The organism is Candidatus Amarolinea dominans (genome assembly GCA_016719785.1).
Classification (GTDB): Bacteria; Chloroflexota; Anaerolineae; order SSC4; family Amarolineaceae; genus Amarolinea; species Amarolinea dominans.
The window spans coordinates 300664-316336 of sequence record JADJYJ010000001.1 but is presented as its reverse complement, the minus strand read 5'-3'; the positions used below and the strand labels follow the sequence as shown (position 1 = coordinate 316336).

The 15673-nt window shown below is 58.3% G+C and carries 29 protein-coding genes and 2 pseudogenes; 30 read left to right on the top strand and 1 reads right to left on the bottom strand.

Annotation, left to right across the window (positions count from 1 at the left end; translation table 11 throughout):
* Positions 1–15 precede the first annotated feature (15 nt).
* Positions 16–285, bottom strand: coding sequence for a hypothetical protein (locus tag IPM84_01565; GenBank protein ID MBK9091469.1), 270 nt, complete (start codon positions 283–285; stop codon positions 16–18).
* A gap of 226 nt (positions 286–511) precedes the next feature.
* Here IPM84_01565 and IPM84_01560 point away from each other — a divergent pair, with 226 nt between their 5' ends.
* From IPM84_01560 to IPM84_01415, 30 genes and pseudogenes are all read left to right on the top strand, one after another.
* Positions 512–736 (top strand): hypothetical protein, encoded by a 225-nt coding sequence (locus tag IPM84_01560; protein ID MBK9091468.1) that lies wholly within the window; start codon positions 512–514, stop codon positions 734–736.
* A gap of 21 nt (positions 737–757) precedes the next feature.
* Entirely contained in the window at positions 758–1075 is a 318-nt protein-coding gene (locus tag IPM84_01555; GenBank protein ID MBK9091467.1) for a hypothetical protein, read from the top strand.
* 13 nt (positions 1076–1088) lie between these two features.
* Positions 1089–1511 (top strand): putative toxin-antitoxin system toxin component, PIN family, encoded by a 423-nt coding sequence (locus IPM84_01550; protein MBK9091466.1) that lies wholly within the window; start codon positions 1089–1091, stop codon positions 1509–1511.
* Between the two features lie 24 nt (positions 1512–1535).
* Positions 1536–2226 (top strand): annotated as a pseudogene (locus tag IPM84_01545) (nucleotide sugar dehydrogenase).
* An 8-nt stretch (positions 2227–2234) separates the two neighbouring features.
* On the top strand, positions 2235–2732 hold the full coding sequence (locus tag IPM84_01540; GenBank protein ID MBK9091465.1) for a hypothetical protein: 498 nt from the start codon (positions 2235–2237) through the stop codon (positions 2730–2732).
* Positions 2729–3067, top strand: a complete 339-nt coding sequence (locus IPM84_01535) for a hypothetical protein (protein MBK9091464.1) — start codon at positions 2729–2731, stop codon at positions 3065–3067. The genes IPM84_01540 and IPM84_01535 overlap by 4 nt, the downstream gene beginning before the upstream one ends.
* 29 nt (positions 3068–3096) lie before the next feature.
* Entirely contained in the window at positions 3097–3324 is a 228-nt protein-coding gene (locus IPM84_01530; GenBank protein MBK9091463.1) for a hypothetical protein, read from the top strand.
* A 100-nt stretch (positions 3325–3424) separates the two neighbouring features.
* The gene (locus IPM84_01525; GenBank protein ID MBK9091462.1) at positions 3425–3982 is read left to right on the top strand and encodes a hypothetical protein; all 558 of its coding nucleotides are present in this window, start codon (positions 3425–3427) and stop codon (positions 3980–3982) included.
* Positions 3976–4299, top strand: coding sequence for a hypothetical protein (locus IPM84_01520; GenBank protein ID MBK9091461.1), 324 nt, complete (start codon positions 3976–3978; stop codon positions 4297–4299). The genes IPM84_01525 and IPM84_01520 overlap by 7 nt, the downstream gene beginning before the upstream one ends.
* A 449-nt stretch (positions 4300–4748) precedes the next feature.
* Positions 4749–6161, top strand: a complete 1413-nt coding sequence (locus IPM84_01515) for a putative DNA binding domain-containing protein (GenBank protein MBK9091460.1) — start codon at positions 4749–4751, stop codon at positions 6159–6161.
* A gap of 144 nt (positions 6162–6305) precedes the next feature.
* A pseudogene (locus IPM84_01510) lies at positions 6306–6615 on the top strand (hypothetical protein).
* Positions 6588–6767, top strand: a complete 180-nt coding sequence (locus IPM84_01505) for a hypothetical protein (protein MBK9091459.1) — start codon at positions 6588–6590, stop codon at positions 6765–6767. Before IPM84_01510 ends, IPM84_01505 begins: the two are co-directional and overlap by 28 nt.
* A gap of 85 nt (positions 6768–6852) precedes the next feature.
* On the top strand, positions 6853–7113 hold the full coding sequence (locus tag IPM84_01500) for a hypothetical protein (protein MBK9091458.1): 261 nt from the start codon (positions 6853–6855) through the stop codon (positions 7111–7113).
* Complete coding sequence (locus IPM84_01495) at positions 7113–7508, top strand: retropepsin-like domain-containing protein (protein MBK9091457.1); 396 nt, start codon at positions 7113–7115, stop codon at positions 7506–7508. The genes IPM84_01500 and IPM84_01495 overlap by 1 nt, the downstream gene beginning before the upstream one ends.
* A 64-nt stretch (positions 7509–7572) precedes the next feature.
* Entirely contained in the window at positions 7573–8499 is a 927-nt protein-coding gene (locus tag IPM84_01490) for a GDP-L-fucose synthase (GenBank protein ID MBK9091456.1), read from the top strand.
* Positions 8499–8888 (top strand): nucleotidyltransferase domain-containing protein, encoded by a 390-nt coding sequence (locus IPM84_01485; GenBank protein MBK9091455.1) that lies wholly within the window; start codon positions 8499–8501, stop codon positions 8886–8888. The genes IPM84_01490 and IPM84_01485 overlap by 1 nt, the downstream gene beginning before the upstream one ends.
* Complete coding sequence (locus IPM84_01480; protein MBK9091454.1) at positions 8885–9358, top strand: hypothetical protein; 474 nt, start codon at positions 8885–8887, stop codon at positions 9356–9358. The genes IPM84_01485 and IPM84_01480 overlap by 4 nt, the downstream gene beginning before the upstream one ends.
* A complete protein-coding gene (locus IPM84_01475) occupies positions 9337–9798 on the top strand; it encodes an NAD-dependent epimerase/dehydratase family protein (GenBank protein MBK9091453.1) in 462 nt (153 codons plus the stop codon). Before IPM84_01480 ends, IPM84_01475 begins: the two co-directional genes overlap by 22 nt.
* Positions 9795–10043: a hypothetical protein gene (locus IPM84_01470; protein ID MBK9091452.1), complete on the top strand. Its 249-nt coding sequence runs from the start codon at positions 9795–9797 to the stop codon at positions 10041–10043. The genes IPM84_01475 and IPM84_01470 overlap by 4 nt, the downstream gene beginning before the upstream one ends.
* Positions 10040–10279 (top strand): hypothetical protein, encoded by a 240-nt coding sequence (locus tag IPM84_01465; GenBank protein MBK9091451.1) that lies wholly within the window; start codon positions 10040–10042, stop codon positions 10277–10279. Before IPM84_01470 ends, IPM84_01465 begins: the two co-directional genes overlap by 4 nt.
* Entirely contained in the window at positions 10276–10560 is a 285-nt protein-coding gene (locus tag IPM84_01460; protein MBK9091450.1) for a type II toxin-antitoxin system mRNA interferase toxin, RelE/StbE family, read from the top strand. Before IPM84_01465 ends, IPM84_01460 begins: the two co-directional genes overlap by 4 nt.
* Positions 10547–10849 carry a hypothetical protein gene (locus IPM84_01455; GenBank protein ID MBK9091449.1) on the top strand — a complete coding sequence of 101 codons (303 nt, stop codon included), beginning with the start codon at positions 10547–10549 and terminating at the stop codon, positions 10847–10849. Before IPM84_01460 ends, IPM84_01455 begins: the two co-directional genes overlap by 14 nt.
* 192 nt (positions 10850–11041) lie before the next feature.
* The gene (locus tag IPM84_01450; protein ID MBK9091448.1) at positions 11042–11605 is read left to right on the top strand and encodes a hypothetical protein; all 564 of its coding nucleotides are present in this window, start codon (positions 11042–11044) and stop codon (positions 11603–11605) included.
* Complete coding sequence (locus IPM84_01445; protein ID MBK9091447.1) at positions 11593–12078, top strand: hypothetical protein; 486 nt, start codon at positions 11593–11595, stop codon at positions 12076–12078. Before IPM84_01450 ends, IPM84_01445 begins: the two co-directional genes overlap by 13 nt.
* 176 nt (positions 12079–12254) lie before the next feature.
* On the top strand, positions 12255–12479 hold the full coding sequence (locus IPM84_01440) for a hypothetical protein (GenBank protein MBK9091446.1): 225 nt from the start codon (positions 12255–12257) through the stop codon (positions 12477–12479).
* 20 nt (positions 12480–12499) lie between these two features.
* Positions 12500–12817, top strand: a complete 318-nt coding sequence (locus tag IPM84_01435; GenBank protein MBK9091445.1) for a hypothetical protein — start codon at positions 12500–12502, stop codon at positions 12815–12817.
* 50 nt (positions 12818–12867) lie between these two features.
* Positions 12868–13149 (top strand): putative toxin-antitoxin system toxin component, PIN family, encoded by a 282-nt coding sequence (locus IPM84_01430; GenBank protein MBK9091444.1) that lies wholly within the window; start codon positions 12868–12870, stop codon positions 13147–13149.
* 124 nt (positions 13150–13273) lie between these two features.
* Entirely contained in the window at positions 13274–14020 is a 747-nt protein-coding gene (locus IPM84_01425) for a nucleotide sugar dehydrogenase (protein MBK9091443.1), read from the top strand.
* A complete protein-coding gene (locus tag IPM84_01420) occupies positions 13990–14991 on the top strand; it encodes a Gfo/Idh/MocA family oxidoreductase (GenBank protein ID MBK9091442.1) in 1002 nt (333 codons plus the stop codon). The genes IPM84_01425 and IPM84_01420 overlap by 31 nt, the downstream gene beginning before the upstream one ends.
* Positions 14992–15032: 41 nt before the next feature.
* A complete protein-coding gene (locus tag IPM84_01415; GenBank protein MBK9091441.1) occupies positions 15033–15644 on the top strand; it encodes an N-acetyltransferase in 612 nt (203 codons plus the stop codon).
* Positions 15645–15673 lie beyond the last annotated feature (29 nt).

The following is a 15673-nucleotide window of genomic DNA, read 5'->3' as shown; positions in this document are numbered from 1 at the left end:
TTTGTCAACCGTTGACTACCGTACATAGGGTAAGAAGCAGGTTTCGGCGTCAATGTTATTGTTGCTCACCCAGCGCGTGAAGCGTTTGACTCGACTATCCAACTTCGCGGCATCGGGCACTTTGCTGGCGACCTGGGGGAGGTGGGTAGACTTGCTTCCGACGATGCCACTGATGAGATCGGCTAAGGTACTGAGATGGCGGGCGAGATTGCCGGTGGGTTCTTTGGGATAAAGTTGCTTTATGCTCTGTCTTATGGCACGATAACGCCTCAGGTTGTCACTCATGAGTTTGCTCCGTGTTCTGGGATGGAACCAGAGCATACTACAGAAGTGTCAACCTCTCAACTTCTCAAAAAGTGTACGGCAGTCAATCTCTGCCACGAATTACCACGAATCCAAACACTTCGTGAAAATTAGTGAAATTCGTGGCAAAGAAAAACCCTTCGTGAAAATTAGTGAAATTCGTGGCAAAAAACCCATTCGTGGCCGAAGGATGATACAGAGTCACTCGATGAAAGACCAACTGCTTTCCAAGATTCATGATCACACCGCGGTTGTCGCCGTCATCGGCCTGGGCTACGTGGGACTGCCGCTGGCCGTGGCCTTCGCCGAGCAGGGCTTCCCCGTCGTCGGCATCGAAGTGGACGGCCGCAAGGTGGCCGCGTTGAACCGCGGCGAGTCGTATGTGCAGGATATGCCGTCGGCGATCATCTGCGTGCCAGCGTCGGTGGTATAGCGTGTTCGGGGGAGTGAACTGATGACAGACGCAAACCGGATCGCAGAAGCAAGTGTGGCTTACGGCAGCGCCGTGGCCGACCTGCAGCGTCCGCTCATCCTGGAGCGCGAAGGTCAGCCATTGGCGGTGCTGATTTCTTTCGAAGAATATCGGCGACTGCGGGCGATTGAGTCTAATGATGAAGCGCGCCGGCAGACCAATTGGTCTGCGCTATCCGATCTCTTGGCGGAGGTTCATAGCCGTCCAAGCAGTTACACGCCGGCGGAGATCGAAGCCGAAATCACGGCTGCTAGAGCCGAAGTCCGCCAGGAACACCGTGGCCGTCAGCGCAGTCGTTGACACGAATATTTGGGTGTCGGCGTTTCTGACGCCGCACGGTTTCCCGGCGCGCTTGATTGGCGCTGGGAGAGCCGGACGTTTCACGGTCGTCAGTTCTTTGCCGCTCCTGGAGGAGTTGTTGGAAGTACTGCGCCGCCCGCGGATTATGAAGGTGCGCCAGACCACGGTGGATGACGCTGAAGCCTACGTGCGCGGTGTGGCCGCTGTGGCCCGGTTGGTTCCGGTTTCAGGCATGTTGCACCTGTGTCGCGATCCTGACGACGATTGGGTGTTGGAGACGGCGGTGGCTGGCGGAGCGACCCACGTGGTCAGCCGCGATGAGGATGTGACGCGTGACCTGGAGTTGCAGGGGCAACTGGAGATACGGGGAATTGCGACGATTACGGTGAGTCGGTTACTCGCTGTGCTGGAGCATGACACAAAAGTCACTCGATGAAAGACCAACTTCTTTCCAAGATTCATGATCAAACCGCGGTTCATCGAGCGCATCGTGCCGGTGTCATCCACCCAGGCGGCGGAGATGGTGAAGCTGCTGGAGAACACCTTCCGGGCGGTGAACATCGCGCTGGTGAACGAGATCGCGGTGATGTGCGACAAGCTGGGGCTGGATCCCTGGGAAGTGATCGAGGCGGCCGCCACCAAGCCCTACGGTTTCATGAAGTTCACGCCGGGGCCGGGGGTGGGCGGGCACTGCATCCCGCTGGATCCGTTCTATCTGTCGTGGAAGATGAAGACGCTGAACTACAACGCGCGCTTCATCCAGTTGGCCGGCGAGATCAACAGCGACATGCCGCGCTACTGGGTGGCGAAGGTGGTGGATGCGCTGAACGAGGCCGGCAAGCCGCTCAAGGGCAGCAACGTGTTGGTGCTGGGGGTGGCATATAAAGAAGGACATTGACGACGTGCGCGAGTCGCCGGCGCTGGACGTGATCGAGTTGTTGCGCCAGAAGGGCGCGGCTGTGCATTACCATGACCCCTACGTGCCGGCCATCCGCCACAACGGCTTCGAGATGGCCGGCGAGACGGACCTGGACGCCGCGCTGGCTGCGGCGGATTGCGCGGTGGTGGTGACGGATCATTCATGTTATGATTGGGCCGCGATCCGGCGGCAGGTGCGGCTGATCGTGGATACGCGGTACGCGGCAATTTGACACAACGTATGAATATGCAGCAGATGGACGATCTTCAGCGCCTGACTGCCTCCCAGGGTGTATTGCTTTACCGCCTGGTGGACTTGGGCTATCTGACGCGAGCACAGGTAGACGAACTGATCACCCGACTGGTCAGAGAGCGTTTGATCAAGGCGCAGGAGTATCTGGCTTTTGCTGGACAACTGGATGCCAGTGCAACATTGAATCTGCCGCATATCGTGTCCCGTTGCTATTATGCCATGTATCACGCCGCGCGAGCCGTGGTGCTGCACGTCCGGCGGGCCGATCTGGATGATCACGAGCGGCTGCCGGCGGCGTTGGGGCAGATCCTCGGCCGGCCATACGGAGATATGCTCGGCCGATGGCGAGAAGCACGCAATCAGGTAGACTATTCGCCCTATCCGCCGGGCGATCTACGACAACAGGCGCTGGCCGCGGTGAGCGATGCCGAATTGTTACTGACGGCGTGTCGCGAGGAGTTACGGAAGCGGGGGGTGAGCCTATGAAGCTGCGAGAATTGACCGTGCCGTATGTGGTTCAGGAAGTGGATTACGGCGAGCTCCGCCGGGCGCTTGAACATGCCTTTGCCGATGAGTACGGGCCATCAGTAGTTCAGGACGTCCGGGTGGTGCATTTCAACCCGGATGTGATTGATGCGACAGTTGTGGTTCAAGCCCGGCAGCCAGCGATGGATGACCTGGCCTTGCACCTAAGCGAACTATTCCGCCGTGAGGGCCTGCGGGTGGCCATTCGTGTCGCCGCGGCCCTACAGCCCACCTTGAGCGAAGTTGAAGGGTCGGCCGGTGGTCGTTGGTCGCTGGCGCTGGAGCGCAGGGTGTGAGAGCGCCGCTGACCGTATAACAAACGACAATGGGCGGCGAGATCAACAGCGACATGCCGCGTTACTGGGTCGAGAAGGTGGTGGATGCGCTGAACGAAGCCGGCAAGCCGCTCAAGGGCAGTAACGTGCTCGTGTTGGGCGTGGCCTACAAGAAAGACATTGACGACGTGCGCGAGTCGCCGGCGCTGGACGTGATCGAGCTGCTGCGCCACAAGGGTGCGGACGTGCGCTACCACGAAACCCTTCGTGAAAATTAGTGAAATTCGTGGCAAGAAAACCTGATCTCTGCCACGAATGCCACGAATTACCACGAACAAGAAAACACTTCGTAAAAACTCGTGGCAGAGAAAGAAATCCATGAATCACTCTCTCGATCGTGAAACGTCGCGGCTCAACCCCGCGCTGGTGTGGCTTGCCGTCGTGGGGATAGCCCTCGTTGGTCTGATGGCAATGTCCAACACACTGCTTGTGGAGCTGACTGCATCGGCGCCGGCCAGCGTTGCGCAGGCGTCGCTGGCGCCGGGCACGGAGGGACTGCTGCGGCAGACCGCCAGCCATCTCTCGAAGATGCTGGGCGGGGCAAGCGTCGGCGGGTTTCCGGGCTTCGAGCCGCCTGATGACGACGAAAAATATCGCCGCAAGATCAAAGACCAGGACTATAGCGCTGAAGACCTCAACGGTTGGGTCAAAGAGATCAACAACTTTTTAAATCAGATCACCAAAAGGAATCCCGGTCTATCGCTTAAGGAGCTATTGGAAAGGCAGGGGTTATCACAGACTCAGATCAGAGAGTTTGTTCAATCGTTGCAACAGGCCCATTATACCGCCAAAGGCATGTCGGGTCATGGGGTCAACCCTCAAACTGTTCTGACGCTCGATTCTCTGATGGAAATACTGGGAGTTGTACCATGGTAGCAGTTAACAGTTTTCGCAAGTTCCAGCGAATGCATAGTGGCGTTATGATTCACTTGCGCTTTGACGAATGGCCTGGGGATGTGTCTTTACCGGCAGAGACAACCGTGGCTAAGACAGGCGAAGGTCCTTTTCATCCATACTGGGATCTGATCCTCAAATCCGACCGCACCATCGAGTCTGTCGTGGGCTGGTTCATCTTTCCACTCTCGTTAGACGCGGCAATCGCCTGGTATCAGAGCGAAATGGCAAAATGCGGCTGGATCGAGCTGACCGAAAAAAGGCTACAGAATGCCTGCATCTGCGGCGCTGCACTTTGAGCATCCAGCGAGCAAGGTCCGCGTTGTGGTTGGCTTGCGCGACTGGCCAGAGCGAAAAGTGTCAGACGCCTTCATCCGCCGCATCATCGAGCATCCCTGGTCGCCGGTCGCGGAGCAACCCCTGGAGCTGACCGCCGAGATCGCCTGACGCATCTCCAGGGATACGGGCGCTGAGCGCGACACCCTCCCTGCCACGAATCAAAACTCTTCGTGAAAATTCGTGAAATTCGTGGCAAAAAAACCAATCTCTGCCACGAATTGCACGAATTACCACGAATCCAAACCCTTCGTGAAAATTAGTGAAATTCGTGGCCGCAAATTCGTGGTTGCACTCATCACCGGCATCACCGGCCAGGACGCTCCTATATGACCGAGTTCTTCCTGGCCCAGGGCTGAGAGGGCCACGGCATCATCCGCCGGGCCAGAACCTTCGACACAGGAGAGCCGAGTTGACACCTGAGGAATTCGAGCGGTTGATCAGCCAACAAGAAAGGGAGACGTTGGAGTTCAAACGAGAGATGCCCTCCTCGTCTGATCTGGCGAAACTGGTCACGGCATTCTACAACACGCGGGGCGGCGTCATCGTGTTTGGCGTGGAGGACGGAACCGGAAGACCGGTCGGGGTGATGGCCCCTCAGAGAATCGAGGAAGGTATCGTCAATATCCTGCGTTCTCGCTGTTCTTTGGACGTGATGCCAAGCATCGAAATTGTCGCTTATCAGGGCATGGAATTCGTGACGGTGACCTGTCTCCAAGGCGCGCACAAGCCCTATCTGGTCAATGGCGAGACACGCCCCTATGTGCGCGTAGGATCCAGCAATCGAGAGGCCCAGGATGAGGAAGTCCGCCGGCTCTACATCGAGGGCAGCGAGGGCGGCTTTGAGGCGTTGGCCTGCCGGGGAGCGAAACTGACCGATCTGTCGGAACGGTTGATTGCAGGCTACGTGCGGCGGCGCGAGGAGACGAGCGGCCAACCTTTGGGCCTGTCAGCCGAGGAGATGCTGCACAATCTGGGCTGTCTGATACGCGATGATGGGCAGTGGATTCCAACCCATGCCGGCGTGCTGCTCTTTGCTGAAGATCCGCAACGCCTGATTGGGCAAGCCGAAGTAGCGTGTGTACGCTTCAAAGGCACGGACGTGATCAGTTACATTGACCGGCGCGACCTGCATGGCCCTCTGTACCAGTTGGTGGACGACGCCGAGCAGTTCATTTACCGCCACATGAAGATCGGGCGGCGCATCGAGGGTTTTGTCGGTGTGGAGTACCGAGAGTATCCGCAGGCCGCAGTGCGGGAAGCCATTGTCAACGCCGTGGTGCATCGGGACTACAGCCGGCGCGGGCAGAGCATCCGTATCTTTATGTTCGACGACCGCATCGAAGTCTTCAGTCCGGGGACGCTGCCACCGGGGGTCTCCATAGAAAAGATGCGGCGGCTGGAGCCGCAATCCGTACAGCGCAACCCCATCATTGTTGGCGTGTTGCGGGATTTGGGCAGCCGCTATATCGAGCGGCTGGGCACGGGCATTCGGCGCATAGCGCAGGCCATGACAGAGCACGGCTTACCCCGCCCCCAGTTCGAGGAAGTAGGCAGCGAGTTTCGGGTGATGTTGATCGGGCCTGGTGAACGCTTCATGCAGGAGATAAAGGCGCGACCGGCCTGGGCAGAGAGCCTGAACGAGCGGCAAGTTGAAGCCGTATTATGTGTGGGTGAACATGGGCGGATTACAACAGGAGAATACCGAACCCTGGTAAGTGTTGCGGATGTGACAGCCTATCGGGATCTGAAGGACTTGTCTGATAGAGGGTTGCTGATCCGTCAGGGTAAGGGACGCGGCGCGTACTACACCCTGGTCGAATGAAGGGTTTTTGAAGGGATTTGAAAGGATTTAGGAGATTCACCCCATGCTCAATAGCTGGCCCGATAGCAATACCTTCTGGCGTGACCAGCGCGTCGTCGTGACTGGCGGACGTTGACTGAAAGCTTCGTCCGCATGGTAACTCGAATGAAACATCAACTTCTCACCAAAATCCACGATCACAGCGCCACCGTCGCCGTCATCGGCCTGGGCTACGTGGGCCTGCCGCTGGCCGTGGCCTTCGCCGAGAAGGGGTTTTCCCGTCGTCGGCATCGAAGTGGACGGCCGCAAGGTGGCCGCGGTTCAGCGCGGCGAGTCGTATGTGCAGGATATTCCATCGGAGCGGCTGGCAGCGCTGACGAACGACGAACGACGAACGATGGAGGGCCATCAGCCATCAGCCATCAACCATCGGCCCTCGGCGATGATGTGCGCGAGTCGCCGGCGTTGGACGTGATCGAGCTGCTGCGCCAGAAGGGTGCCGATATGCACTACCACGATCCCTACGTGCCGACCATCCAACACAACGGCTTCGAGATGGCCGGCGAGACCGACCCGGACGCGGCCCCCTTCGGCTCAACTCAGGACATGCTTCGACGTTCCTCCTGACCAAAGGCTACGAGGGGCGCGGGAGCGGTTTGGCTTCGAAGCGAGAACATCGTTCGAGGGTGGGTTACGGCGTTTGGAGGATCAAATGAAATGGCAAGAAGTCCGTGAGCAGTTCCCGGACAAGTGGTTGCTCTTTGCGGCAGTGGAATCACATGTAACTGAAGATCGGCGTCGCATTGTTGACGAGTTGGCCCCTATTCACGCCTACACTGATTTTTACGAGGCTTGGGAGCATTACAACGCATTACACAAAAAAGCGCCAACACAACGACTGTATGTCTATCACACGAGCAATGACAAAATAGAAATTAAGCTCCAGTATTGGGTCGGAATCAGGGGCAAGTGATGAAGATACGAATCGCTGACAACTTGCCCATGATAACTGCCACACTCAATGATGGTGGGGTCAGTCTGAGATTTGACAAGGTGCTATTGGACACAGGATCGGCCGGAACACTATTTCCGTTTGATAGGTTGCGTGAAAAGGGTATTCAACCACCACCCAATGCACGCATTCGCGAGATGACAGGAATCGGTGCGGGTGGAGAAAGCGTCGTTGAATTTCATGTGGATGCGCTTACGGTTGGGGAATTGCACGTGGCGAACTTCGTAATACAAGCCGGCAATACTGACTATGGTTACGAGTTTGACGCAATCTTGGGCTTTGATTTCCTGTTGGAGGTAGGAGCGATCGTGGATTTCGACCGAATGGAGATGCGGCGTAAGGCATCGCAGCCATGAGCAACCAACAGCCAACCATCTATGGCGAACCTGCAACCCTACCCTGGCCCGACAGCAATACCTTCTGGCGCAACCAGCGGTCGTCGTGACCGGCGGCGCGGGCTTCCTGGGATCGGTCATCGCCAAGAAGCTGCAGGCCCGCGGCGCTGGAGAGGTCTTCGTGCCGCGCATCGAGGATTACGATCTGCGCGACCTGACCGCGATCCGGCGCTTGCTGGCGGACGCGCGGCCGGACATCATCCTGCACCTTGCGGCGCGGGTGGGCGGCATCGGCGCCAACCGGGCGCATCCGGCCGAGTTCTTCTACGATAACCTGATGATGGGCGCGCCGTTGCTGCACGAAGCGTGGAAGGCCGGCGTGAGCAAGTTCGTGGCGCTGGGCACGGTGTGCGCTTATCCCAAGTTCACGCCGGTGCCGTTTCGTGAAGAGGATTTGTGGAACGGGTACCCCGAAGAGACCAACGCACCGTATGGCCTGGCCAAGAAGATGTTGCTGGTGCAGTCGCAAGCCTATCGCCAGCAGTACGGTTTCAACAGCATCTTTCTGTTGCCGGTGAACCTCTATGGCCCGCGCGACAACTTCAATCCCGACAGCTCGCATGTGATCCCCGCGCTGATCAAGAAATGCGTCGAGGCGGTGGCGCGGGGTGATCCGGAGATCGTGGCCTGGGGCGATGGCTCGCCGACGCGGGAGTTCCTGTACGTGGAAGATGCAGCCGAGGGGATCCTATTGGCGGCGGAGCGTTACAACGACAGCCTGCCGGTGAATTTGGGCAGCGCCTTCGAGATCAGCATCAAGGACCTGACGGAGACAATTGCACGCCTGTGCGGATTTCATGGTAGAATCGTTTGGGACACGACGAAGCCCAACGGTCAACCGCGGCGGAAACTGGACACCAGCCGGGCGAAGGCGATGTTCGGGTTTGAGGCAACCACGCCGTTCGAGACGGGGCTGCGGCAAACGATTGAATGGTATCGGAGGTCTCGATAATGGCACAAACAGCTCTTGACCTCTCTCCCGAACAGTGGCGATCGTATCGGCCAGGTCAAGCGGTTGAAGGTCATGGCCCTGATCAGTTGAGGCGCGCGGAACGTCGTCGTCAACAAGCCTGGCGCGTCGCACGGCAAGCCGCCAAGCTGCTGCGGGATCAATACGGCGCGGTCAAAGTGGCCGTCTTCGGCTCCCTGATCCATGACGACTGGTTCACGCCCTGGTCTGATATTGACCTGGCTGCCTGGGGGATACCGGCCGCACGTTTCTATGGCGCCGTGGCGGCGATCACTGGCCTCAGTCCAATCTTCCGGGTTGACCTGGTTGATCCTGATGCTTGCCGGCCCTCATTACGTGCAGCCGTGGAGCGCGAGGGCATCGAGTTGTGAGTGAACGACTGCTCCGTCTGGCAACGCGAATCCGAGATGAGCTTGCAGAACTGGATCGAGTCGCCGGGCGCGTGACGGAGGGCTGGGGACGTGCGCTGAGAAATGCGGATGACTACTATCTCGATGGTGTCGCGCTCAACCTGCATGGCTTTTACAGCGGACTGGAGCGCATCTTCGAGTTGATCGCTACCACCATTGATGCTGCAAAGCCAAAGGGCGAAAACTGGCACCAGGTCCTCTTGCGCCAGATGAGCGTTGAGACGTCCGGCCTACGACCGGCAGTCATCTCCCAGAGTACTTATCATCGCCTGGATGGCTATCGAGGGTTTCGTCACGTGGTGCGTCATGTGTATGCGTACAATTTCGAGACGACCAAGATCGAGAAGTTAGTGCTAGACCTGCCCGAGACTTTGGCCCAGGTGCGCGGCGAAATGTTGGCCTTTGCCGAATTTCTGGAGCAACAAGGTTGAGGACAGGCTTCGATCTGCAGACCTCGTACGTGATCCCGGCGCTGATTCGCTCTCTGAAGAGGATCTTCGACAAATGCGTCGAGGCGGTGGAACGGGGCGATCCGGAGATCGTGGCCTGGGGCGACGGCTCGCCGACGCGGGAGTTTTTGTACGTGGCAGACGCGGCCGAAGGGATCCTGCTGGCGGCGGAGCGCTACAACGACAGCCTGCCGGTGAACCTGGGCAGTGCGTTCGAGATCAGCATCAAGGACCTGACCGAGACGATTGCACGCCTGTGCGGATTTCATGGTAGAATCGTTTGGGATACGACGAAGCCGAACGGCCAGCCGCGACGGAAGCTGGATACCAGCCGGGCGAAGATGGTGTTCGGGTTTGAGGCGACGACCCCTTTTGAAGACGGGCTGCGGCGGACGATTGAATGGTACCAGAGCACTCGATGAAAGACCAATTGCTCACCAAGATTCATGATCACACCGCGGTTGTCGCCGTCATCGGCCTGGGCTACGTGGGCCTGCCGCTGGCCGTGGCCTTCGCTGAGAAGGGCTTTCCCGTCGTCGGCATCGAAGTGGACGGCCGCAAGGTGGCCGCGGTTCAGCGCGGCGAGTCGTATGTGCAGGATATTCCATCGGCCAGGCTGGCGGAGGTCAGGGGACTGGGAGCAGGCGGAAAGGAAGTACTCAAATGAGTGTGCAGACAGCGATCGGTTCATCCGTTTTCCAGAAAGCAATTGAGGGTGTGGAAAGACTGCCGGTTGATGACCAACTGTTGCTGGTCGATATCGTGAAGCGCCGACTGATTCAGCATCGTCGCGCCGAGCTCACGACCGTGATCGCAGAAGCGCGTGAAGCCTATCGGATCGGCAATGTGCGTCGAGGCACTCCCGAAGATCTGCTGAAGGAGTTGGAGGAGTTGGACGAGTGAGAGCGCTGATCTGGAGTCCGCATTTCACTCGAACGTTGCGCCGAACGATCCGCCAGAATCCTCAGCTACACCAGTTGGTCGGGATCACCCTTCGCCAGCTTGCCGATGATCCATTCCATCCCTCGCTACACAGCCATAAGCTGAAGGGTAGCCTGGCAGGAGCATGGGCATGCACGGTTGACTACGACAATCGTATTCTCTTTGAATTCGTAGCCGATCCCAGCTCTGAGGAGAACGCGATCCATCTTCTCGCTTTGGGCACACACGATGAAGTCTACTGAGAAGAAAGATAACGGTTTGAAAGACCAACTTCTTTCCAAGATTCATGATCACACCACGGTCGTGGCCGTCATCGGCCTGGGCTACGTGGGACTGCCGCTGGCCGTGGCCTTCGCTGAGAAGGGCTTTCCCGTCGTCGGCATCGAAGTGGACGGCCGCAAGGTGGCCGCGGTTCAGCGCGGCGAGTCGTATGTGCAGGATATTCCGTCGGAGCGGCTGGCAGCGCTGACGAACGACGAACGACGAACGATGGAGGGCCATCAGCCATCAACCATCGGCCCTCGGCGATGATGTGCGCGAGTCGCCGGCGTTGGACATCATCGAGCTGCTGCGCCACAAAGGCGCGGACGTGCGCTACCACGAAACCCTTCGTGAAAATTAGTGAAATTCGTGGCAAGAAAACCCCAATCTCTGCCACGAATGCCACGAATTACCACGAACAGGAAAACAATTCGTAAAAACTCGTGGCAGAGAAAGAAATCCATGAATCACTCTCTCGATCGTGAAGCGTCGCGGCTCAATCCCGCGCTGGTGTGGCTTGTCGTCGTGGGGATAGCCCTCGTTGGTCTGATGGCAATGTCCAACACGCTGCTTGTGGAGCTGACCGCATCGGCGCCGGCGAGCGTTGCGCAGGCGTCGCTGGCGCCGGGCACGGAAGGACTGCTGCGGCAGACCGCCAGCCATCTCTCGAAGATGCTGGGCGGAGCCAGTGTCGGCGGCTTCCCGGGCTTCGAGCCGCCGGGGGATGACGACAAGTACCGACGCAAGATCGAGAAAAGGTCGTACACGGCCGAAGAAGTCAACTACTGGGTCAAGGAGATCAACAACTTCCTCGGCCAGATCGTCAAGAAGAATCCCGGCATGTCGCTGGAAGAGATTTTGCAGAAGCAAAGGTTGAATGCATCGCAGATTGAGAATTTCCTCGATGCGTTGCGCGAGATAGAAGTTGTCGCGCGTAGCATGCAGGGTTATGGCGTCACTTCAGAGACGGTTACTCTGCTTCGGGCGCTGATGGAAACTTTGGGAATTGCCGCATGGGTATTTTGACCGGTATTCGCCAAATCACTCGCAATGACGATGGTGTCTCGTTGCGTCTCGAATTCGAGGATTGGGCAAGCGATGTTCCCTTGCCGCCAAACACAGCGCTTATCGGTTTTGGCAAGAATCACGAACTGATTGTCTATCCGGAATGGCGCTTCACCTTCCGTTCAGACGCCACCTATGACGCCTTGAGCGGAATGTTCAAGGTGACGCTGTCACTTGAAGAAACAGTCTCCTGGTTTCGACGCATCATGAGGGATCACGGTTGGATCGAAGCGCCTGAGAAGTCGTTCGTTGAACCAGCGTGGGCGAGCTTGAAGTTTCAGCACCCCCTGGCCTCGATACGGGTAAACATGAGCCTTCGTTGGCGTAACAAGCCATTCGATGACACCGAGATCACTATCTGGCGCGTGCATAAGCACACCCCGGTATCACCGGTCGCGGAGCAACCCCTGGAGCTGACCGCCGAGATCGCCTGACGCAGCGTCAGACCACGAATCGAAACCCTTCGTGAAAATTAGTGAAATTCGTGGCAAAAAAACCAATCTCTGCCACGAATGACACGAATTACCACGAATCAAAACCCTTCGTGAAAATTAGTGAAATTCGTGGCAAAAAACCCATTCGTGGCCGAAGGATGATACAGAGTCACTCGATGAAAGACCAACTGCTTTCCAAGATTCATGATCACACCGCGGTTGTGGCCGTCATCGGCCTGGGCTACGTGGGACTGCCGCTGGCCGTGGCCTTCGCCGAGCAGGGCTTCCCCGTCGTCGGCATCGAAGTGGACGGCCGCAAGGTGGCCGCGTTGAACCGCGGCGAGTCGTATGTGCAGGATATGCCGTCGGCGATCATCTGCGTGCCAGCGTCGGTGGTATAGCGTGTTCGGGGAGTGAACTGATGACAGACGCAAACCGGATCGCAGAAGCAAGTGTGGCTTACGGCAGCGCCGTGGCCGACCTGCAGCGTCCGCTCATCCTGGAGCGCGAAGGTCAGCCATTGGCGGTGCTGATTTCTTTCGAAGAATATCGGCGACTGCGGGCGATTGAGTCTAATGATGAAGCGCGCCGGCAGACCAATTGGTCTGCGCTATCCGATCTCTTGGCGGAGGTTCATAGCCGTCCAAGCAGTTACACGCCGGCGGAGATCGAAGCCGAAATCACGGCTGCTAGAGCCGAAGTCCGCCAGGAACACCGTGGCCGTCAGCGCAGTCGTTGACACGAATATTTGGGTGTCGGCGTTTCTGACGCCGCACGGTTTCCCGGCGCTTGATTGGCGCTGGGAGAGCCGGACGTTTCACGGTCGTCAGTTCTTTGCCGCTCTTGGAGGAGTTGTTGGAAGTACTGCGCCGCCCGCGGATTATGAAGGTGCGCCAGACCACGGTGGATGACGCTGAAGCCTACGTGCGCGGTGTGGCCGCTGTGGCCCGGTTGGTTCCGGTTTCAGGCATGTTGCACCTGTGTCGCGATCCTGACGACGATTGGGTGTTGGAGACGGCGGTGGCTGGCGGAGCGACCCACGTGGTCAGCCGCGATGAGGATGTGACGTGACCTGGAGTTGCAGGGGCAACTGGAGATACGGGGAATTGCGACGATTACGGTGAGTCGGTTACTCGCTGTGCTGGAGCATGACACAAAAGTCACTCGATGAAGGACCAACTTCTTTCCAAGATTCATGATCAAACCGCGGTTCATCGAGCGGATCGTGCCGGTGTCGTCCACCCAGGCGGCGGAGATGGTGAAGCTGCTGGAGAACACCTTCCGGGCGGTGAACATCGCGCTGGTGAACGAGATCGCGGTGATGTGCGACAAGCTGGGGCTGGATCCCTGGGAAGTGATCGAGGCGGCCGCGACCAAGCCCTACGGTTTCATGAAGTTCACGCCGGGGCCGGGGGTGGGCGGGCACTGCATCCCGCTGGATCCGTTCTATCTGTCGTGGAAGATGAAGACGCTGAACTACAACGCCCGCTTCATCCAGTTGGCCGGCGAGATCAACAGCGACATGCCGCGCTACTGGGTGGCGAAGGTGGTGGATGCGCTGAACGAGGCCGGCAAGCCGCTCAAGGGCAGCAATGTGCTGGTGCTGGGGGTGGCGTATAAGAAGGACATTGACGACGTGCGCGAGTCGCCGGCGCTGGACGTGATCGAGCTGCTGCGGCAGCGGGGCGCCGATGTGCATTACCATGATCCCTACGTGCCGATCATCCGGTATAACGGCTTCGCGATGGCCGGCGAGCCCGACCTGGACACGGCGTTGACTGCGGCGGACTGCGCAGTGATCGTCACCGATCATTCGAGTTACGATTGGCCGGCGATCTACCGACAGGTGCGATTGATTGTGGATACGCGGCACACCGTGGGCAATGGCGGTCTTGTGGGAGAATCAGCCGAATGCGTAACTCGGAAGCAAACATCGCAGTGATTGGCTGCGGCTACTGGGGCAAGAACCTGGTGCGCAACTTTGCACAACTGGGCGCATTGAGCCTTGTTTGTGACGTGACTGAGGCTGGACGCCAAAATGCAAAAAAGCTGGTGTCTGATATCCCTGTGCTCTCCGATCCGCTCCAGGTTTGGGATACGGACATAGCTGGGGTGGTCATTGCAACGCCGGCCGAGACGCATTACGAAGTGGTTCGGCAAGCCTTGGAGGCAAACAAGGATGTGTTGGTGGAGAAGCCACTGGCGCTGACCTATGAGCAAGGCGTTGAACTGGTGCGACTGGCGGAGCGACAGAGACGCATCTTCATGGTGGGCCATGTGTTGGAATACCACCCAGCAATAGTACGCATGCTGGAGTTGGTGCAGGACGGCGAGCTGGGCAAGGTACGCTACATCTACTCCAACCGCCTGAGCTTGGGCAAGATCCGCCGTGAAGAGAATATCCTTTGGAGCTTCGCGCCGCATGACATCGCGATCATTTTGCGGCTGATGGGCGACATGCCATTCGAGGTAGTCGCATGCGGCGGCAGCTACGTCCAGCCCAATATCGCCGACGTGACGATCACCAACTTGCTGTTCGATAATGGGGTGCGGGCGCACATCTTCGTTTCATGGCTCCACCCCTTCAAAGAGCAGAGGCTTGTAGTGGTCGGATCGCGCAAGATGGCAAGTTTTGACGATGTCGCTAAGAAGCTGGTGCTTTACGACCAACATGTGGACATTCTCAACGGCGAGCCTGTTCCGGTCAAAGGTGATGGACATGAAGTGCCCTATCCGGCTGATGAGCCGTTGCGTTTGGAGTGTCAGGCATTCCTGGACGCGATCGTCACCCGGCGGGCGCCGTTGACGGACGGGCTGAGCGGGGTGCGAGTGTTGAAGGTGCTCCAGGCGGCTCAACGTTCCCTGGTGACCAATGGCGAGCCGGTCAGTCTGGCAATTGAGGCGTTCGCATAAGCGAGGGTGCAAACAAACGATCAACGAGGAGTCATTTGACTGTGTCTGACAAACCCTACTTTGTTCATCCAAGCGCCTATGTGGACGAGCCGTGCGAGATCGGCGCCGGAACCAAGATCTGGCATTTTTGTCATGTCATGGCCGGGGCCAGGATCGGTGAGCGTTGCATCCTGGGGCAAAACGTGCTTGTGGCTAACGATGTGGTGATTGGTAACAACGTCAAGATTCAGAACAACGTCTCGCTCTACACCGGCGTTGAGTTGGAAGACGACGTGTTCTGCGGCCCCTCGTGCGTGTTCACGAACGTCATCAATCCCCGTTCGCAGATTCTCCGCCACAGCCAGTATCAACGCACGTTGGTGCGACGCGGCGCCACGATTGGCGCCAACGCAACTATTGTGTGCGGCGCAACGATCGGGCGCTACGCGTTCATCGGCGCGGGCGCGGTGGTGCGGGGGGACGTGCCCGATTACGCGTTGATGCTGGGGGTGCCGGCGCGCCGGCAGGGATGGATGAGCCGCCATGGGTACCGCTTGCCGAAACCGGACGCCGATGGTATGATGGCCTGCCCGGAGAGCGGCTGGCGCTACAAGGAGGTTGAACCGGGCGCGTTGCGATGCCTGGATTGGTCGGACGATCGGCCACTACCCTAACGATTTGTCAACCTTAGCGTCCAACGGAG